This window comes from Cuneatibacter caecimuris (assembly GCF_004216775.1).
GTDB lineage: Bacteria > Bacillota > Clostridia > Lachnospirales > Lachnospiraceae > Cuneatibacter > Cuneatibacter caecimuris.
Genome location: NZ_SGXF01000001.1, coordinates 450,991 through 471,180 on the forward strand (window position 1 = coordinate 450,991; position 20,190 = coordinate 471,180).

The 20,190-nt window shown below is 50.4% G+C and carries 19 protein-coding genes and 1 pseudogene; all 20 read right to left on the bottom strand.

Annotated elements, in window-relative coordinates:
- Nucleotides 1-26: 26 nt before the first annotated feature.
- Nucleotides 27-316 (bottom strand): annotated as a pseudogene (locus EV209_RS16920) (YdeI/OmpD-associated family protein); the annotation flags it as partial.
- A 104-nt stretch (nucleotides 317-420) separates the two neighbouring features.
- A complete protein-coding gene (locus EV209_RS02160) occupies nucleotides 421-1,143 on the bottom strand; it encodes a DUF5131 family protein (protein WP_130432601.1) in 723 nt (240 codons plus the stop codon).
- 75 nt (nucleotides 1,144-1,218) lie between these two features.
- Entirely contained in the window at nucleotides 1,219-1,611 is a 393-nt protein-coding gene (locus EV209_RS02165) for a TfoX/Sxy family protein (RefSeq protein WP_330520597.1), read from the bottom strand.
- Between the two features lie 244 nt (nucleotides 1,612-1,855).
- On the bottom strand, nucleotides 1,856-2,101 hold the full coding sequence (locus tag EV209_RS02175; RefSeq protein ID WP_130432605.1) for a hypothetical protein: 246 nt from the start codon (nucleotides 2,099-2,101) through the stop codon (nucleotides 1,856-1,858).
- A complete protein-coding gene (locus tag EV209_RS02180) occupies nucleotides 2,098-2,736 on the bottom strand; it encodes an ATP-binding cassette domain-containing protein (protein ID WP_130432607.1) in 639 nt (212 codons plus the stop codon). The genes EV209_RS02175 and EV209_RS02180 overlap by 4 nt, the downstream gene beginning before the upstream one ends.
- Nucleotides 2,737-2,749: 13 nt before the next feature.
- Nucleotides 2,750-4,186 (bottom strand): ABC transporter permease, encoded by a 1,437-nt coding sequence (locus EV209_RS02185; protein ID WP_130432609.1) that lies wholly within the window; start codon nucleotides 4,184-4,186, stop codon nucleotides 2,750-2,752.
- Between the two features lie 149 nt (nucleotides 4,187-4,335).
- The gene (locus tag EV209_RS02190; protein ID WP_130432611.1) at nucleotides 4,336-5,484 is read right to left on the bottom strand and encodes a sensor histidine kinase; all 1,149 of its coding nucleotides are present in this window, start codon (nucleotides 5,482-5,484) and stop codon (nucleotides 4,336-4,338) included.
- Nucleotides 5,481-6,146, bottom strand: coding sequence for a response regulator transcription factor (locus EV209_RS02195; RefSeq protein WP_130432613.1), 666 nt, complete (start codon nucleotides 6,144-6,146; stop codon nucleotides 5,481-5,483). Before EV209_RS02195 ends, EV209_RS02190 begins: the two co-directional genes overlap by 4 nt.
- A gap of 185 nt (nucleotides 6,147-6,331) precedes the next feature.
- On the bottom strand, nucleotides 6,332-7,069 hold the full coding sequence (locus tag EV209_RS02200) for a hypothetical protein (protein WP_130432615.1): 738 nt from the start codon (nucleotides 7,067-7,069) through the stop codon (nucleotides 6,332-6,334).
- The gene (locus EV209_RS02205) at nucleotides 7,066-7,623 is read right to left on the bottom strand and encodes an RNA polymerase sigma factor (RefSeq protein ID WP_243647473.1); all 558 of its coding nucleotides are present in this window, start codon (nucleotides 7,621-7,623) and stop codon (nucleotides 7,066-7,068) included. Before EV209_RS02205 ends, EV209_RS02200 begins: the two co-directional genes overlap by 4 nt.
- 565 nt (nucleotides 7,624-8,188) lie before the next feature.
- Nucleotides 8,189-9,004, bottom strand: coding sequence for a DUF2442 domain-containing protein (locus EV209_RS02210; RefSeq protein ID WP_130432619.1), 816 nt, complete (start codon nucleotides 9,002-9,004; stop codon nucleotides 8,189-8,191).
- Complete coding sequence (locus EV209_RS02215; protein WP_130432621.1) at nucleotides 8,973-9,803, bottom strand: HipA domain-containing protein; 831 nt, start codon at nucleotides 9,801-9,803, stop codon at nucleotides 8,973-8,975. Before EV209_RS02215 ends, EV209_RS02210 begins: the two co-directional genes overlap by 32 nt.
- A 499-nt stretch (nucleotides 9,804-10,302) precedes the next feature.
- A complete protein-coding gene (gene queA, locus EV209_RS02220; protein WP_130432623.1) occupies nucleotides 10,303-11,331 on the bottom strand; it encodes a tRNA preQ1(34) S-adenosylmethionine ribosyltransferase-isomerase QueA in 1,029 nt (342 codons plus the stop codon).
- A 14-nt stretch (nucleotides 11,332-11,345) separates the two neighbouring features.
- Nucleotides 11,346-13,865, bottom strand: a complete 2,520-nt coding sequence (locus tag EV209_RS02225) for a transglutaminase-like domain-containing protein (RefSeq protein WP_165388782.1) — start codon at nucleotides 13,863-13,865, stop codon at nucleotides 11,346-11,348.
- A 2-nt stretch (nucleotides 13,866-13,867) separates the two neighbouring features.
- Nucleotides 13,868-15,061: a DUF58 domain-containing protein gene (locus EV209_RS02230; RefSeq protein ID WP_130432627.1), complete on the bottom strand. Its 1,194-nt coding sequence runs from the start codon at nucleotides 15,059-15,061 to the stop codon at nucleotides 13,868-13,870.
- A 13-nt stretch (nucleotides 15,062-15,074) separates the two neighbouring features.
- Nucleotides 15,075-16,025 (bottom strand): AAA family ATPase, encoded by a 951-nt coding sequence (locus tag EV209_RS02235; RefSeq protein WP_130432629.1) that lies wholly within the window; start codon nucleotides 16,023-16,025, stop codon nucleotides 15,075-15,077.
- Between the two features lie 572 nt (nucleotides 16,026-16,597).
- Complete coding sequence (locus tag EV209_RS02240) at nucleotides 16,598-16,951, bottom strand: hypothetical protein (RefSeq protein ID WP_130432631.1); 354 nt, start codon at nucleotides 16,949-16,951, stop codon at nucleotides 16,598-16,600.
- A gap of 84 nt (nucleotides 16,952-17,035) precedes the next feature.
- Nucleotides 17,036-18,013 (bottom strand): ABC transporter ATP-binding protein, encoded by a 978-nt coding sequence (locus tag EV209_RS02245; protein WP_165388783.1) that lies wholly within the window; start codon nucleotides 18,011-18,013, stop codon nucleotides 17,036-17,038.
- Nucleotides 18,003-19,124 (bottom strand): ABC transporter ATP-binding protein, encoded by a 1,122-nt coding sequence (locus tag EV209_RS02250; RefSeq protein WP_130434127.1) that lies wholly within the window; start codon nucleotides 19,122-19,124, stop codon nucleotides 18,003-18,005. Before EV209_RS02250 ends, EV209_RS02245 begins: the two co-directional genes overlap by 11 nt.
- 48 nt (nucleotides 19,125-19,172) lie before the next feature.
- A complete protein-coding gene (locus EV209_RS02255; protein WP_130432635.1) occupies nucleotides 19,173-20,177 on the bottom strand; it encodes an ABC transporter permease in 1,005 nt (334 codons plus the stop codon).
- Nucleotides 20,178-20,190 lie beyond the last annotated feature (13 nt).

The window sequence follows — 20,190 nt, forward strand, 5'->3', positions numbered from 1 at the left end:
AATTCCTTTCTACTGACATGTAACTCTTACATAGGCTTTAGGTTTTCATTCAACCGGTAAGCCATCCATGGGATTCTCTTTTCCCGGCCGGCGTCTGTCTTTGCGTCAAAATATGCCCGCGTGTAAGTTTTCTTTACTGATGATGACATTGCCTGAAAATTTGCATAATCGGGCTCGTACTCTTTTAGCAGCGCCGAAAAAAAACGATCTGTTCTCCTGTCACTGCCGGAATTTTTGGGGCGTCCCATTGTCCGTTTTTTCGGGCCTCCCCTACCTTCTCCCTGCCCCATTTGGTCATAAGGCCTTGCTCTTCCAGTGTAAACAGCGTTTTGCCATCCACATTTGTTTCAATGAAGTTTATGATTTCTTTACGATACATTCTTCTTTCTTCTATAAATGTGCCTTATCCGCTAAAGGCATTCAAAACAGCCGTTTCCCGTCTGAAATATCAATACCAAGCTCCTTCGCCCTGCCGGTCTGCTGATAAGGATTAATTTTTTCCACGACGCCGTCATACCGGAAAAGGGAGCCGGTGTTCTTGAACCAGAAGGTCACCCCCGCCTCCACGCACTGCTCACGGATGTTCAACACCCACTCGTAATCGCACTCACGGGCAGCCCGCCCCGTTTCGCCGCCGGCCGTCACATGGCCCACCCCATGCAGATATGGAGTGAGGTCGATGGCCTCCAAAAGGGGGGCGCAGGCGATGAACCTCCGCTTTATCGGATAGGATAAAAACAGAGGAAGGCGGGTATCCGCCAGCGCCTGGGTCTCCACCGTGCAGCCGATGTTCACATTGTCATAGCCCTCTCCCCAGTCGGCGGGAAGGGACACGGGAAACCGGTCGATCCGCTTGGTCAGGATCAGAAAATCAATGTCCGTCCGCTCCCGGATCATGGCCCAGACCTCTTTCCGCCACTCGTCGGCCTCGGGCAGGAAAAAGTCGGTGGCAAAGCAGGTGGCGAGGATCTTATCCCCCTTGATGTTGTATTCGCCCTTTTTATTTCTCCGGATGGGCCAGTCAAATTTATCCGTTTTCGTAATCGTATTCTGGCCATGGCGTTTTGCATACGGCCCATAAAAATAACAGTTTGCGCAGCCGCCGCTGATTGGATAACAGCCTGTCCACGGTTCCCAGTTCATAGATAACCTCCTTGATGTTCTGTTTAGATAGGAAACAGGGCCGATCCAATTTGACGCCGGGCCGGCCCCCTGGTTTTATTTCTTCTTCTTCGGCTTTGGCGCAGGCAGCTCGTCACAGGTGGCCCGGATGAACCGCGCCATTTTTTCCCGGTCATCCACGCTGTCGATGATAAAATGGGGCTTGGCGCCGGTATAGGGCGCAGCCTCCTGGCAGTCCGGATACAGGGCCGAGCCCGCTTCGGTTTTTTTTACAAAAAACTGGTTGTCGCAAATCACGCCGACCACTTTGCCGTCGCAATAAACGCCGTATTCCCCGAACATTTTCTTATAGGCGATGCTCCCGGCGCCGCCGATCTGATCGCAGACATATTCCACAAAGTCCAGATTTGAAGCCAAAGAAATCACCTCCCTTCGCCCAGCATCTGCATTGTTCAATACACCTGCCGCCGTCGCCCTGCTTTTCGTCATACGCGAACTGGCCCAGCAGGGCGCAGGGAAATTCCCCGCGCTGCCCGCAGTGCTCTTGCCCCTTTTCCTCGCAGCAGGCCTTGTATCCCATTTGTTCCCTGTATCCCCACGCACCGCACAGGATACCGCATCTTGATTCGATCATAACAAAAACCTCCGTTTTTCCCTTCCAGAAAATTATAGAATAAATTTCTGTTTTGGTATTGTATAAATCCGACATGCTTTGCATCCTATTTCTCTGCTGTCATTCTTTAGGCCTGACTACAATGCCGTCGTTATTCTCCGGGTCTTTCAGGTTATAAGTAAAGTCATCTGACGAAGGATCAGAGCCGGCCGGTTCATCCGTGCTGTCCGCCTTGCCGGTTATACCGGCTTCCGCACCGCTGTTACCCTTCGGTTCCTGATCGCCGCTTTCTTTTTGACCGGTGCAGCCGGTAAACAGGATAACGCAGGACAGCATACAGGCTAAAATGATTGTTATCTTCTTCATTTGATTTCCCTCTCCTTTAATTGCCCCCGTTTGATCTCCAGAATCACGTCCGCCTGATTTGCCACCTGGCCGGAGTGCGTCACCACCACAACGCATTTCCCCAACGCATGGGCGCTCTCCTTCAAAACAGCAGTAATTTCCTCCGCGGTATCCGCATCCAGATTCCCGGTGGGCTCGTCCGCCAGAATGACCGGGGCATCGGAAGACAGCGCCCGCGCGATGGCCACCCGCTGCTGCTGGCCGCCGGACAGCTTCAGCACATTCCGGGTGATCTCGTCCCTGGCCAGTCCCAGCCGCTCCAGGACAGGCCCGGCATCCAGCTTGGCGGTGAGCTGTGCATTTTCCATGGGCGTCATATAATCGATCAGGTTGTAGCTCTGGAAAATCAGGGAGATATGGTGTCTGCGGTGGTACTCCAGGCCCTTTGTCCTGATATTCTCACCGTCGAACAGGACGCTGCCCTGAGTTGGCGTATCAAGTCCGCCCAAGAGGGCCAGCAGCGTAGTCTTTCCGGACCCGGACGGGCCGAGAACCGCATACAGCTTCCCCTTTTCCAGCTCCGCATTGACATCAGCCAAAACCACTTTGCCTTTTTCATAGGAGTAGCAAACATTTTTGAGTTCCAATATTGACATGATATCCCCTCCTTCAGCTCATTTTCGACAGGATTTCCCGTGGCTTCAAACGCATGACAGTGACAGACGACGTGCTCACGGCCACAATGATGATGATGAGTCCAATCAGGTATAGCCGGGCAAAATTATCAGGCCCCACGGACACCTGGATGCCGTCCTCCGCGGGCAATGGTTCCTGAATCAGATGATCCGCGCCCACATCCACTGCGGCGGCGCCGGCAGTAATATCCCCCTCATCCTCCGGCGCAGTCTGTATACTCTGCTCCAGCAGGTGATTGCCAATCTGTCCCGCCACGGCGTTGCTGGTGAAATAGGAAAAACCAAATGCCAGCACGGCAATCAGCAGCACCTCGATCAAATACTGGCCGATAATGGCAAATTTTTTAATCCCTACGGACAGGAACACGCCCGTCTCATGAATGCGGGTCTTTGTCCAGAGGGTCAGGATCAGAGCCAGAATGACGGCGCTGACAACGATGATCACTACCAGCAGGGTAATGACAAGTTCATTCAGCGTAGCCAGCGGCGCGGCAGCTTTTTCATAGGTTCCGTTATCCGCCTGGATGGTAAAAGCAGTCCAGTCGATGCCGGGCAGAGCCTTCACCTCAGACACCACCCGCGCCATATCCTGCGGGTCGTCAATGGTGACGTTGATCGCGGAAAAACCGTAGTTGATCTCACCGCCGTCCATTGCTACCGACGTTTGCAGATCCACAAAAACCCTGTTTTGAATTTTGTCGTAGGTTGTAACGGTCTCTCCAAACTGCTCCACTGCATTTGGGGTAAACAGCCCGATGATCTGTACCCTTATCTCCTGCCCGGTAAAGGCTTGATCCTCTAAGCTGTAACTGTGCGTGGTGATATAGTCCCCAACCTGCAGGCCGCTCTTTTCCGCCAGATCCTGACTGATAATCGCCGCATTGCTGTCGCCGTCGGAAATGTGCCGTCCCTCCGCCAGCGTCAGCGTCCCGGTGGTGAAAAGTTCGTCTTCCTCCGTACTGCAGACGCCCAACACCTTCGTGTGGCTTTTATACTTTGCGTCGGCGGCCACGGTTCCGGGAAACAGGGAAAACTCCGCAAAGGGAACCAGATTCGCCTGCCTTGCGCTGCAATGTTTCACGCCTGGCACAGCCTTGATTGCGCCCAGGTTATCCGGCGTCAACTGCACGGTGGAATACTGGATAAAACTTGTGGATGATTTTCCGGTTTTCCCGCCGGTTTCCTCTTTGACGTTTTCTTTGACCACATGCGGACTGTTTTCCCAATCCACATGAATGTCAAACTTACCGCCCAAGCTCTGCCGCAGGTCAAGCTGCGCGGCCTCTGACGCTTTCCAAATAGAAAGCCCGGTCAGTACAAAGGTCGCCATTACCAGCAGGATAACAAACAACAGGACGCTTTTGCCTCTTTTTCTCGTGACGTATAAAAACGCCCGCTTAACAAATCCCATATGATACACCTCCATTTTGTTCGTAGGAAAAGAATAACACACCAATATGGAGGCAATATGAAACGAATATGGAATGGGCAAGGAAAAGCAAAAAGTCCGGCTTGCCGGACTCCCGCGCCGGAGCGCAGCCGCTTCAGCAGCCATCTTCCTTAGCGCGCAGTGCGATCCTCCGGTGGGCTTGATCGCTTTATCACAAAGCGCATCCCAGGCGGCTCCTCCATAGGCTGAAAGGAGTAGGACAATCCCATGGCTCCCAGGAGCATATCCACAATGTACAGGCCCAGGCCGTTTCCGCCGTCCTCACGGTTCCGGGCGTAATCAGGCCGGTAAAAGGGCTCAAAAAGATGCTGCAGGGCGTCTGCCGGAATCGGTGTACATTCATTCTCAATGACCAGAGCAGGCCCGTCAAAATAGATGGAAACCGTCTTGCCCGGATCGGTGCAGGCGACGGCGTTGGCAAGAATGTTGGACACCGCTTTGCTGAACTGCCTGGGCGGCAGACAGGCGTAGAAGCAGCCTGACAAATCTATATGGAAAACGACGCCCCGGGCTTCTGCGATCTGCTGATACGGCTCACATAACGCAGGCAGCAGCCCGGACAGGTCAATTTGAACCGGCGCTTCATTCTTCTGCGGGCTGCCCGCCCTGGACGCATCCAGAATTTCCCGGATCATGCCCGACAGCTGCTCCGTCATTTGTTTGCACTCCGGCAGATAAGCCTCAACATCCCGATATTTCCCGATGCCCAGGATCATGTTCTCCAGCGTGGCGTTCAAAGCGGTCAGGGGGGTTTTCAATTCGTGGGACGCTGCCCGCATAAAATCTACCTTGGACTGTTCCATCTCCCGCACGCGCTGTTTTTCGATTTCAAGGGTTTCAATGGTGGCCAGCAGGTTTTGGAATAAGCCATTGATATTGCCTGCCAATACTCCGATTTCGTCTTGGGCATGTACCTTGCATACAGCGGCCTTATCCATCTGCGCCATCCGCTCGGTCACGGCGGAAATCTGCTTTACGGGAACAGTGATCTGCCTGGAGAACAGCAGGGAGCAGAGAACAGAGACCATAACACAGCACAGAAGCGAAATTGGAAGCACCTTTTGGATCATCTGCGATATATAGGGCGTCAGATTGAACTTGCCGGTGACCAGCAAATCACTGCTGCCGGGGCCGGGCGATATGTCTAATGGTACCTGGGGCGTGAGAAAATACAGCAGCCCGTGGGCTACCAGCACGATAAAAAGCATCAGTCCCAGGGTATAGAAAAATGTTTTCGGGTAGATTTTCAGATGTTTCATTGGCCCACCTCAAATTTATATCCAATCCCTTTCACCGTAACCAGACAGTCAAGGCGCAGCTTCTTGCGCAGGTTTTTCACATAAGTGTCCACGGTCCGGTCGATGATTGGATTGTCGTCGCCCCACAGCTCGTCCAGAATTTGATTTCTGGTCAGAACGAGTCCCTTATGCTCCACAAAAAGGCGCAGCAAATTGATCTCCCGGGGCGTCAAATCGATTTTTCCCTCCCGGTCCCTTGCCGTATAGCCGGAGAAGTCCACGGTAACCTCACCGAACGTGATCGTGTCCTGCACTACGCTCTGCCCGCTTCGCCGAAGCAGCGCCGTAATCCGTTTTCCCAGCAAAACCATGGAGAAGGGCTTGGTAATATAATCGTCCGCCTGCTCGTCGAAGCTCTGTATCTGGGTATATTCATCCTCTATGGCAGTGAGCATGAGGACAGGGGCAGAGCTGCTGCGCCGGATCTCATGCAGCACGGCCAGTCCGGTCATTTTAGGGAGCATGATGTCCAGAACCACCAGGTCAGGCTTCTTCTCCTGAAAGTGCCGGACCGCCTCCGCTCCGTCATAGACCGGGATGGCCTCATGCCCGGCTGACTTCATATATTCACAGATAGCTTCGTTGGTTTTAGAATCGTCCTCTACAATCAATAGCGTTGCCATGTAAATCACCTCCTGTCTTAGTATACCATCTCTATGTGGAATGAGTATGAAATTAATATATTCTGTAAAAAGTCCTCTGGGAATGAAGGTATAACTTAGTCAAAAAACCGCTGAAGTTTCACGGCCTCAGCGATTTTTTTGATGAAAAACTTATTTACAGCCTATTTGAAGGGTTAAACAGATCGTTATTTATTGATGGATTGGATAATGGATAACATTTCTCTGGCTGTTTGCGAACCGTCAGGGGTAATGCCGACATAAATATCACCGTAGGAAATGTGGAAGGTCCCGTCCACCATGCTCTGCTCAAGTGTGCTTTCAGATATGTCCGCAGTATCATGGATTTCTCTATGGGTTCCCGGTTCATAGTTCATCACAAAAACAGCAAAGCTTTTCCCCGTTGTTTTCCCAACAGCAGCTTCCCCCACATCGTTAAAGGTTGGAATCGGAATTGTTCCGCTAAGATATGTCACTCGCAGCATATAGTATTTTGTTCCATTTTTCATTGTTGTTTCGTATACGCTGGCGTTGCCAAACGTATATCCATCCGGCAGTTGAGTCGGAAGATATGAGCCTAAATCTGTCATAGCATATGCCGCAGTTTGGTCGACCTCTTTCATGGTTGCATTTTCAACATCCTGTATCTTCTCGGATGCCGGATAAACGGCAAGAGACGAGATGATAGGATCTACTGTCTCTGAGACACTGCCGCCAGGCTGTACGCCAGGGCCGGCGCCAGGTCTGGATGGGGCATTCAAACTCTGGTACATGACAGCGCCGCCAACCAGCAAACACAAGCAGGCCGCCATGGCGCCCCATTTAATCCAAGCAGGTTTCCTGGCTCTCTTTTTGTACTGGAAAATCTCTTCAATATATTTGTTGTCCATTTCGTTCATAGCTTCGGAAAATTTTTTTGAGTTCATACATATACCCCTCTTTCAGTTAAATACTCCATCAGTTTTTGACGGATACGGGTCAGGCGGACGGTGATATTTTTCTCAGTTAGTCCCACAAACCCGGCTATATCTCTACAGCTATCGGCAAACCAATAGCGCCGCATGAAAATGACACGGTTTTCTTTGGTCATAGTATCAAGAAAGCTTTCAATGATACGGGCTAATTCTTTGGCCTCGATCTCACATTCTACTGTCTTCGGGTCTGTGGTACAGGCTTCTATTTCCTCCATGGCAATGGTATAGGTACTGTTTCGTTTGGCTGCTGCTGTCCTGTAATAAATTTTCAATGAAATATTCCGGACGATTTTACAGATATAGGTGAGCAAGGGGCTTGGCCTGGCTGGAGGAATTGTGTTCCATGCCCCTAAGTAAGCATCATTGACACATTCCTCCGCATCCTGCCTGCTGTTCACAATGTTGTACGAGAGCTTATGGCAAAATTGGCCGTACTTGATATCCAGCTCTTGTATAGCCTGTTCTGAACGCTCGAAAAATAAATCAATAATCTTTTCATCTTCCATCAATCATACCACCTCCTTTCCCTCTTCACTTATATACTACGGATTTATTGCCGATTACTACATTAAGTTCTAAACTTTACTGATCTTTGCTTGAAAAAAACGGCAACTGTATCAAATAAGATGCAGCTGCCGCTTTTGGTTCCCTTACAACATTAACACGATTTAATTCTTAAATATTCCCCAATTTCCTACCCCTTGAGTAACACACCGCCGGGTTCTATATTATCAGCATTGCATCTACGCGCCACGCTTAATCCCAGTAAAATGACGTACTGCGAACTATAGCTTTCCTTTAATAATTATACGTTTTTGTGACATGAATAGCAACCATCCCTTTACTGGATTACAGTACGTGAGTTTTCGTTCACCACTCTGTTTTCCGGATACTTATGAGGTTAGCTGCCATAGCCTGCTAATGGTGACTCTTATTGGAGGCCGTAGTGAAAGACCTGTAGATGATGTGCCGAGAAGGAGGACGATTGCACTGCTATACAAAATACAACAAAAAATATGCAAATAAGTATAAGAAATAGTGCCAGTCGTCCTACGCCTCATGCTCTGCCTCTCAACGCCACTTTCGCTGTGTGATTTCATTTTTCAGAAACAATTTATTTTTAGGCGTGGCTTTTATGGGGTGAAGCTTGTTGCGGCGGATTAAGTCTTCAATATTTTGCCTTGAACACTCAAGCAGTTCAGCCGCTTCCGCAGTGTTCACAATCCGGTTCTTGACGAAGCTGCGAAAATCATCCAGAGAAAGCGGTACCACCTCACCATTTTCATACAGCTGATCATCCGCCAGATTCAGATTATCCCCCCAGCAGACGCCATAACCACCGGCTTGTACCGATACGGTGTTGTACAGTGCATCATTTACAAGCAGCGGCGAAAAAGCAGCCTCCTTTTTAAGAAGTTCCTGCACATCACACTTTCTGACAACCCCGTTCCGAAAGAAAACCAGCAGGTGTTTGTCTGTAAGAGGAACCACATCCTCCACCTTCTTCTGAAAACGGTCAATCAGTATGATGGGCATGTCACTCTCTGCCATCGGTACAAGATAATAGTCGTCTTGAGCGCAGCGTCCCATGCCCAGCATCAAAAGCTCGTATTCGTCGTACTCACTCAGTCCATTGTCACGCAGTATCTGACCGAGATTTTGCCGATCCGAGGGAACAATGCGCTGCTGTACCCAAAGCTTGCTCCAGTAAGCGTTCACGGTCCGTTCGCCGCGCTTGGCAAAGGAAGACAGCAGCAGCGGCGTTTCCCATGGATCAGCGTCTTCCGGCAGTTCAATATAAAAACGTTTTTCCCCTTCATAATAAATCAGATAAGCTAAATCCACACTCTGCGGATCAAGTTCGTCCCTGATTGCAAAAATCTTCATAGCGCTTCCACCTCTTCCAGAGCATCTCCCATATTTTATCCCGCCATACCTGCGGCATCGTTTCTTCCAGGCCGTCAAACAGCTTCTCCCGGTCCGTCTCACAAAGCGGATTAAGCTTTGGCACCTGCCCGGCAGGAATCAGTTTTAAGTTCTCCCAGGCAGAGCGCGAACCGACAAAGCACTGCACCGGCTTATCCTCCAGCGCTTGAACTTTTTCCACATCCTTTACATCAAGACAATTGAACAATAGCGACAGTCCATGATCAAAAAGCGGAGCCAGCCGCAGCGTCTTTTTTCTGGAATTGCGCAGCACCTCAATGTTTGCTCCGTGCCGGTCCCGATTAAGTATCAGGAAATCTGTCGCAAGCATCTGCCAAATATAGTCCGCCCACCCGTTTCGTATGCAGAACGCAAGCGGACTCTCGTCTTTCAAACGCTCCGCCTGATAGAAAGCGTCCAACGCCAGCTTGCTCTCACCCGGCTGCTTAAAATCTCTGGAAGCGCACAGCCAGGTTGTGTGGGTACTTCCATCGACCAAGACATCGGCGTGAATCAATTGATAGGATAAATGCTCAATACCAAGAATCGTCAAAAACCGGTCGACAATTACTTCGTTGACGCATTCATGCCCTACAATTCCTTTAACTGCATCATAATTAGAGAGCTTATAATATGTCTTTTCACCACCCAAATCCGAGTATGCTTTCAAAAAAGAACCAGCTGTACCGGAAGAATTTCGTATCTTAGACCAGGACAACCATGTCAAATCCTGTTTTTCATAAACAATCTGTTTCCGCATTCTGCACCTTACCTTCTTTCTTCATAATATTATACCCGTTTTACTTGTCATATGTCAAGTGTTTGAAATTGGTTTAATTGCGACAGTCCAATATGCTTTTGATGACGCTACTTTTGCATTGAGTGACATGACTCAATGCAATGCGCAGGTTCTTTCCGATAATTGAAATAACTTTTCTTTAGCAATATCTGATCAACAGTTAGTATTATAAAAAACCCAGGCTAATTTTAAAATGCGGCAACTGTATCCTATAGGACCCAGCTGCCGTTTACTAATAATTACTTATTAAGCTTGTATGAATATACGGGAAGCAGTGTAAAAAATGCTTTTTTAAAGGCCATTTTCACAAACAATCTTTTGGTCTATTTCATCCTAATAGAATGGTCTCGGTTATCTTTCCCCAGAGTTCTATTTGGTGACTTTCAAATGAAAAAATTAACAATATTATATCTGAAATATCTCCCAATTTCCTCCCGCTTTAATAACATATCGTCGGGTTTCATACAATCAGCATCGCATCCCCAAAACTAAAAAACCTGTACCTCTCCTCAACCGCTTCCCGATATGCCTCCAGAATATGCTCCCTGCCTGCCAGAGCAGATACCAGCATCAGCAAAGTGGACTGGGGCAGGTGAAAATTAGTAATCAGCGCGTCGATGCATTTGAACCGGTAACCCGGGTAAATAAAAATCTCAGTCCAGCCGCTGCAGGCTTTCAGCAGGCCGGTAGCAGGGTCAGCCGCAGCTTCCAGGGTACGGCAGCTGGTGGTGCCCACGGCGATGACGCGCCCGCCTGAGGCCTTTGTTTCATTGATAATTTCTGCCGCATCTTCTTCAATCCGGTAAAATTCCGAATGCATGTGATGGTCCTGAACATGCTCTGCTTTCACCGGGCGAAAGGTCCCCAGGCCTACATGCAGGCAGACTCTGGCGATTTTAACTCCTTTTTTTACAATCTCATCCAGCAGCGCTTCTGTAAAATGCAGACCAGCCGTAGGAGCTGCTGCAGATCCCTCGTGTTTCGCGTAAACTGTCTGATAGCGGTTTTTGTCCTTCAGCTCATGGGTGATATAGGGCGGCAGGGGCATCTGCCCCAGTTCATCCAGTATTTCTTCAAAAATACCTTCATATTCGAACCGAACCAGACGGTTCCCTTCTTCCACCACTTCCATCACTTCTGCCTTCAGTTTTCCATCCCCAAAAGACAGTCTGGCCCCGGGACGAAGTTTTTTTCCGGGCCGGACCAGCGTTTCCCATACATGATCTTCTTTCCGTTTCAGCAGCAGGACTTCCACATGTGCTCCTGTATCTTCTTTTACGCCGAAAAGCCGAGCCGGAATCACTTTGGTGTCATTAATGACCAGGCAGTCGCCGGGCTCCAGCATGTCCACAATTTCATGAAAAATATGATGGGAGGTTCCGCCTGTTTTTTTATCCAGCACCAGAAGTCTGGAAGCATCCCGTTTCTCAATGGGGTCCTGGGCGATCAGCTCCTGGGGAAGTTCATAATCAAAATCTTTTACGTCCATTTTTATCCTCTCTTTCAGCAAAAACATTTCCAATATTTCATCAGGAATCGCTCCCAGCCGTTCATCCGGCGCAGTTCCTGCCGGCAGATCTTTTCATACAGAGCAGCCGATTTCTGTACCTGTCCGGCAGTCGCCTCTTTGCTGCTGAACCGGACCTGCTGAAGCATTTCCAAATAATCTTCATATTCCCCTGCTTTCAAATACCCATATTTCTGCACTGCTTCCCCGTCCTCTGTTTTATCTGTCAGCGGCGCGCCCATCCAGGCAGTCAGTTTTTTCATCTGGCCGTAGCTGTACAGCACTGCCTTCCGCCTGTCCTTCTGCATCATCTTTTTCCTGCGCCTGTCCACTGTTGTTTTTCTGCGCAGCGCCACGGCTCCTGCCAGAAGCAGAATTCCGCCGGCAGCAGCCCCTGCGGCAGCCAACAGCTTTCCTGCGTTACCCGCGGGACTTTTCCCATTGCTGCCATGCCCTTCTGCACCTGCTTCACTGATCTCCCCGGAACTGGTTTCTGTGCTCAGGGAGTGGGGCAGCGTTCTGCTTGCCGTTTCCGTCCCCCGCGATTCTTCTTCAGAGGATGGCGCCGTACTTTCCAAGACGGCGGGAAGCGTTTCATTTTCCTGTGGTCCGGCATAACCCGGCGTCATTTCCACTGGAATCCAGCCAATTCCTTTGCAAAAGATTTCCACCCAGGCATGGGCGTCGGAATCCTTTACTGAAATATTTTCTGTTCCTCCTGCTGTTCCCGTGAGATAGCCCTCCGCAAATCTGGCCGGTATTCCCAACATGCGAAACAGCACCACGCCCGCAGAAGCGAAATGAACACAGTAACCTTTTTTCTGCGTGAACAAAAAATATTCTACAAAATCTTCTCCTCCCGGCGTCCTGCCCGGGCTGAGAGAATACACAGCCTCCTGGGCCAGCGTTCTCCGCACAAAGGAAATACATTCCTGCATGGACTGAAAATCTCCGGCAGTAAGCCCCTCCATCATTTCCCTGGTCTGCTCCAGGCCTTTCTCCGGCAGAGCGGTATAAATCTCCATCACTCTTCTTTCATATTCTTCAGAGTCCTCCATAGATATTTTCCCGCTTTTTTTCACTACGGCCTCAGCCTGCGCGGCCATAGTCTCCTCTGATCCGCCGAAAACAACAGACATGGGAATAGTTGGATAATACTCCAGAACGCCGTTTCCGCCTTCCCAGTACAGATCCTGAACAGGGCTCAGGCCGCCTGACTCCTCCGGAAGCACGCCTTCCGGTACATAGGTGTAAGAACTGTCTCCTCCTGTCACTGTTACGTAAGCCTGAACCGGATCTTTCCCGGAGGCAGAAAGCGCACCAGCCAACACGTTCCCCTGCTCCACTGCTTCCCGGCAAAGCAGGCCCAGACGGCCGTTGTACGCCTCAGGCAGCGTTTCCGCCTCCCGGCGCGGCAGCTCTTCCCAGCCCGATCCAGTATAAACGCTTCCGGCATAACCTTTCAGGTACAGCGGACCCATGGGAGAATTTGATGACTTTATATGCACCAGCAGGTGTTCTTCTCCGGTATAGACCAGTGTATCAGCCCGTCCTGTTTTTCCTCCGCTCATACCGCCGGTGAGAGTCAGAGACCAGGGGAGCCAGGAAGGACCGGCTTCCGCCATCAGCCGGTTCAGATCCAACCCTGCCATCCAGTCCTGAATGGAGAACCTGGCGCTTCTCTTTTGTTCCCCAAAGTTTTCCTGAAGCCGGGGCGCGGTAACAGACGCCAGCAGAACGCCGATACAAACCCAGGCCAGGCCGCACCAAAGTCCAGCACGCCTCTGTACCAGCAGCTCCACCTGCTTTTCCGGCCTTGATACCATGATTCTTTTTTTCTTTCCGGCTGATTTTTTTCTTTTTTCCAGTCCCTGCAATGTCCCGGCGCAGAGCAAAGCCGGTATCAGGGCCATTCCGGACCATACGTCCGGCATCAGTCCCAACACCATGGGAACGCCGGGATTCAGCAGCAGCACAGGCAAAATGTACCGCATTTTTATTTGTTTTACAGTTCCTGCAGCCATCAGAAAAGCAACCGGAAACATGATAAACAGCAAGGCAACAGATACTTCCCATCCCCCCGCTCCTTCCGGCTGGAACAGAGGGACATACCGCTTAAAGTAAGAATTATAGCGCAGTAAAACACAGTCCGCAATTTCCTGAATCCCTGCTGCAGCCATTCTGCGCAGCAGCAACAATAACAGCAGATATGCCGCCCATATTCCCGCTGTCAACAGCTTTTTATACTTTGAAGAAGAAAGCACCGCTCCCAGAGCCAGGGTTTCCGCAAAAAGCCCTCCAAAAACCACCGGTCCCAGCACCGGAACCTTCAGCGGAATGCAAATCCCAAAAACAGCAGAAAGCATCAAAACGTATAAGATCAGCCAGCGGAACTCCAGCAGCTCTGTCTGGTATTTTGCAATGCCAGCCGGCCTCTGCCTCCCGGATCTTTTATTTTCCTGAATGCGGACTTCAGGCCGGAACCTGATCCCGCGCTCCATATCAGTCTTTTTCATATTCAAACCTCCAGATACAGCTCTTTCAGACAATCCTCTGTCCTGGAAAGCTGTATCCAGCGCCATTCCACCTGCCGTCCGGATTCCCGGGAGGGACCCTGCGCAGATATGGGTGATACTTCAAGCACTGTTCTGGCGCCCGGATAGGGCAGGCATTCCAGAATTCTCACAGCTTCGCCATCGGGCCTCCCGGTGATCAGATAGATATGGTGGAACTGTTTTCGGATCATGCCGTTTTCCAGCGCCCTCACAAGAGGCGGGAACTGATATGTGAAATTCTGGCGGATTACCTGCTCCCCCCACACATAGGTATCCTCTTCTCCCCTGACCGTCCGCTCTTCCATTTGATTCTCCACCTCCGAAGGCCAGCAGATCTGATGAGGGCACTTTTCTGCTGTCAGCCCGGCAGAAAGGGACATAACAGTACGCACAATACCATCAAATTCCTCTGGAGACATCCCCTTTCCCGGCATATCCGCAAGGAGAAGAACCGGACAGTCCACTGGTCTGGAAAAATCCTTTACCAGGAGTTCTTCCCCTCTGGCGCTCAGTTTCCAATGGACTTGCTGAAGCCTGTCTCCCGGCATGTACTCGTGCACATCGAATACTTCCGCCGGATCATTTCCCGGCCTGTTAGGATCATATTCCTGTGCGTCTCCCTGAAACAGAGACGCAGCCCGGCTGATTCCCATCTGTACCGGCAGAGCTGGAGGAAGTACCGCCAGTTCTGCCTCTCCCTTTCTGATGTGTTTTGAAAACACAAACAGCCGGATAAAATCAGAACAGCAGATTCTGGCTGCGGAAAGCTTCAGCACCCCACAATAGCTGCAGGAAAAAACAGTTTCAGCGCGCACGCTGCCCCTGGGCGGTATCTGCACAGGAATCTTTTTTTTACAGAATACTTTTCCCTCTGAACCCCTGATTTTCAGCAGCACCCAGCCTGAAACTACAGGAAATACAGAATCATTTTCTAAATACAGGCTCAGTTTTATTTCCTGCCCTGTCTCCGCTTCCTGTCCGGACAGCGCTGCCTCAGCCCTGACAAATGGTACGGTCAATACAAGCTGAATCAGACTAACCACCGGCGCAAGCAGCGCGCTTCCCGCAAACACCCATACCACAGGATCGTCATATAAAAAGAGTACTGCTGCCAGGACGGGCAGCAGCAATAAAAAATATCCGAAGTTTTTTCTCATTCCCGCCCCCTTTTCAGGCTTCTTCCCCGGTGGGCTCGGGAACAGACTCCAGAATCTGCTTCAGCAGCTGCCCGGCTGTCAGATGAGCCGCTCTGGCCCTGGCGTTTGGCACGAGCCGGTGCCCCACTGTCTCATAGAAGCAAAACTGAACATCTTCCGGAATACAGTAATCCCGGCCCTGCATGTATGCCCTGGCGGCCGTCATTCTGGCCAGGGACAGCGCGCCTCTGGGGCTGGCTCCCGCCTGGAGCATCGGATGCTCTCTGGTAGCCTGCACCAGCGCTGCCACATACTTATAAATTAAATCATGAAGGAATACCTGCTCAGCCTCCTGCTGCATCTGAACCAGGCCTTCGGCTGTTACAGCAGGAATTACTTCTTCTAAGGGATTTCCGTCTTTTCTTTCCTTCATAATCCTGATTTCCTGCTCCATGGACGGGTATCCAAGGCTGAGCCGGATCATAAAACGGTCCAGCTGGGACTCGGGAAGCAGCTGGGTCCCTGCGGAGCCCACTGGGTTTTGGGTGGCCAGCACGATAAAGGGCTTGTCCAGCTGTCTTGTGCGTCCGTCCACAGTCACATTGCCTTCCTCCATCACTTCCAGCAGCGCTGACTGGGTTTTGGGGGATGTCCTGTTTATTTCATCCGCCAGAAACAGATTGCACATCACCGCTCCAGGGTGGAATTTGAATTGCCCGGTTTCTTTCTGATAGACAGAAAATCCCGTCACGTCCGCCGGCAGCACATCCGGGGTGAACTGTATTCTGTTATATTTCAGTGACATTGCCCGGGAAAAGGCCAGAGCCAGGGTTGTTTTTCCCACTCCGGGAATGTCTTCCAGAAGTATATGGCCGCCTGCAAGAATTGCGCAGAGAACTTTCTCAATACATTCTCTTTTCCCCACAACTGCTTTTTCAATTTCTTTTATGATTTTTCCGCAAGTTTCGTTATATTTTTTTGCCATTTCCTGTCCCCCCGTTGTTTTTGGCTTTATTGCAGGGTTTCTTGGGATTTCTGCTCCGCAGTGCTGCTCGACTCCGCTTCGCTTCGTCTCGCTCACGGGCTTCGCCCTATGAAAACGTAACGCCTGGTATTTTCTTTTGTGCGTTGCGGCGTTTCTTGGGATTTCTGCTCCGCAGTGCCGCTCGACTCCCCTTCGCTTTGTCTCGCTCACGGGCTTTGCCCTATGAAAACGCAACGCCTAAGATTTTCTTTTGTGCGTATGCGGCGTTTCTTGGGATTTCTGCTCCGCAGTGCTGCTCGACTCCGCTTCGCTTCGTCTCGCTCACGGGCTTCGCCCTATGAAAACGTAACGCCTAAAATTTTCTTTTGTGCGAGCGCTACGTTTCTTGGGATTGCTGCTCCGCAGTGCCGCTCGACTCCGCTTCGCTTCGTCTCGCTCACGGGCTTCGCCCTATGAAAACGTAACGCCTAAAATTTTCTTTTGTGCGAGCACAACGAAAATTTTAGGCGTTACGTTTTCGCACTGCTCATTGCCTTCGTGGACATTATACCACAGTATTCCTGGAAATTGAACTAGTTTATCTCTGGGTTGGTTATTTTTCGGATTTGGGTCCTTTTTATGGTTATTGCTGCCAGGATTTGTTTTGCTGTTTCTTTTTCTTTTTTCAGGCAGCATATCCTGATTTTTTTTAGCTGTTCGGTGAGGCCTTTGATTTTCAGGGTTTTGGCTTCTTCCTCTATTTGGGCTGCCAGGTTTGTGGCTGTCTGCCATTTCCCGGTGGATATTGCCTGGCCTAACCGCATGAAATCGAAACTGGAGATGAATTTTTTTAGTTCTTCTGCGTATTTTTCTTCTCCAAGTTCTTTGATGTCTATGGCGCTGCAAATGCCGGCTGCTTCCAGCTTATCTGTGATTTTTTTCTGCATCGTGAGTCTCCGTAGGCTATATTGCTGAAACGGGGCTGCCGCAGTGTTTTTCAACAAGCGGCAGCCCCGTCCCTGCGGTTCTGTTTATTTTTCGTCCATCAGATGGCATGCAATCTGATGATCATTTCCATAATCCTTAAATTCCGGAACCTTTTCCTTGCAGATCGGTTTTGCGTAAGGACATCTGGTGTGGAATTTGCATCCTGAAGGCGGGTTTGCCGGGGAAGGAATATCTCCTTCCAGAATAATACGCTTCATCTTCACATCCGGGTCAGGAATCGGCACCGCGGACAGAAGGGCCTTTGTATAGGGATGCTGGGGATTCTTGAACAGCTCTTTTTTAGGAGCCATCTCCACCAGATTGCCCAGGTACATCACCCCTACCACATCTGAAATATATTCCACCACTGATAAGTCGTGGGAAATGAACAGGTAAGACAGGTTTCTCTTTTCCTGCAGATCCCGCATCAGGTTGATTACCTGGGCCTGGATGGAAACGTCCAGAGCCGAAACAGGCTCGTCCGCCACGATCAGGCTGGGATTCAGCGCCAGAGCGCGGGCAATACAGATACGCTGTCTCTGCCCGCCGGAAAACTCATGGGGATAACGGTCGATATAATAAGTCCGCAGCCCGCAGTCTTCCATAATATTCAGGACATAATCCCTGTAATCCGCCTTGCTGACGATATTATGCTCCTTCACCGCTTCGCCGATGATCTCCCCCACAGGCATCCTGGGGTCCAAAGACGAATAAGGGTCCTGGAAAATCATCTGCACGTGGGGACGCATTTCTTTCAGCTCACGTTTTTTCATTTTAAAGATATCTTTCCCATTCAGGATCGCTTCTCCTGAAGTGGGTTCTGTCAGGCGAAGCAGCGTACGGCCGATCGTTGTCTTGCCGCAGCCGGATTCTCCTACAAGGCCGAAGGTTTTACCGCGGCCGATATTGAATGATACGCCGTCCACAGACTTCACATGACCGACAGTGTGCTGGAATACGCCGGCTTTGATAGGATAATGCTTCACCATGTTCCGGACTTCCAGAATATTATCAGTTGCCATCAGCCTCTCCTCCTTCCTGTACAGCCTCATTGCACCGGTAGCAGGCTACCTTATGCGTTTCAGACAGATCGATCATGGGAGGATATTCTCCGCCGCAGATCTTCTCTACTCCCTTCTCGCAGCGGTTCTTAAAATAACAGTGAGAAGGCATGTTGATCGGGTTGGGCACGTTTCCGGGAATGGAATACAGCCTTCCGATCTCTTCGTTTAATACCGGGCGGGACTTCATCAGGCCTACCGTATATGGATGAGCGGGATTATGGAATATATCCTGGGCAGTACCTTGTTCCACCACACGGCCCGCGTACATAACCACCACATAATCCGCCATCTCCGCAACCACTCCCAGGTCATGGGTAATCAGCATGATGGAAGCGTTGATCTTGTCCTTCAGATTGCGCAGCAAATCCAGAATCTGCGCCTGAATTGTTACATCAAGAGCAGTAGTCGGCTCGTCCGCGATAATCAGCCGGGGATTGCAGGCCAGCGCCATGGCGATCACCACACGCTGTTTCATGCCGCCGGAAAGCTCATGGGGATAGCTGTCCGAAATGCCGTCCCGGACAATTCCCACCAGCCTCAAAAGCTCGATCACCCGTTCTTCCATATCCTTTTTATCCATATCCGGATTGTGCAGCTTCAGAATCTCGCTGAGCTGGTCTCCGATGGTGAACACCGGATTCAGGCTGGTCATGGGCTCCTGGAAAATCATGGAAATTTCGTTTCCGCGGATCTTCTGCATAAGTTTTACAGGCACCTTCGCGATGTCCACAGGCTGTTCATCCCTGTTGTAACGGATTTCTCCGCCGGAAATCTGCCCCTGAGGCCCCTGCAGGAGGCGCATCAGCGAGAGGCTGGTCACAGACTTGCCGCAGCCTGATTCTCCCACAATACCAATAGTTTTTCCCATGGGAATTTCAAAGGTCACGCCGTCCACTGCCTTTACAGTGCCCTGGTCAGTATAAAAATAAGTCTTTAAATTATCAAATTCCACAATGTTCTGAGGATTGCGCATTTCTGTCACATATTCAGACTCGGGAACATTATTTCTCTTTTTCTCCTGGTTGAACTTTTTATACATCTTTTTGTTCAACGCTTTGATTTCTTTCATTTTGGCCCTTTTGGCCTGTTTTTCATTTCTCTCTGCCACAGTCCTCACCTACCTTTTCATCTTCGGATCGAACGCGTCACGGAGACCGTCACCGATAAAGTTAAATGCCAGCACAATGAGCAGCAGCATAATTCCCGGCGGGATCCAGAGGTTCAGATAGTTCTTGAGGATCACCGACTGGTTAACCGCCTGGATCATGGTACCCAGGGACGCGAAAGGTGTGGAAATACCCACGCCCAGATAGCTCAGGGTGGACTCGGTCAAAATAAAGCTGCCCAGGTCCATACTAGCCATGACAATGATCACCGGCATTGCGTTTGGAATCAGATGCTTGAAAATCTTGCGCCGTACGGAAATTCCGCCGGCTTCCGCTGCCTGCATATAGTCCATCTCACGGATGGTCAGCACCTGCCCGCGCACCATACGGGCCACGCCGGACCAGTTGAAAAAGCCCATGATCATCATCAGCCAGTAAATCTTCTGCTCCGGCAGAATGCCGAAAGCCACCATCATGGTGGAAACCAAAAGCATCAGCGGCACAAAAGGAATACAGTAGAATATCTCTACTAGACGCATGATAATCATGTCCACTTTGCCGCCATAATATCCGGCGATACCGCCAAGGGTGATGCCCAGCAGCATCTCGATAATGGTTACCACGATACTGAACATCAGGGAAATCCGGCAGCCGTACATCAGACGCGTAAAGGTATCCATGCCGTTGGCGTCCGTGCCCAGCCAGAACTGGCTGTCCATCTCGCCTTTAACATAGACGCCCACATTAGCTATATCCTTCAGCTTTTCCGGCTCCTTTGTGCCGCTGAAGATCTCTCCGGTAGAATCATTTTTATAGAATATCTCTGACTCCCCGTGAGGAGAAATCATCGGTCCGATCACAGCGAATAACACCACTGCGATAATAATACCCAATCCTAAAATTGCCAGCTTGTTGCGGAAAAACCGCTTGATTACCAGCTGCCCGGGGGTATAAACCACCTGGCTCTTCTCGTGTTCAATTACTTCCTGTTCATTGATGGATTGAATCTCTGCCATGTAGTATACCTCC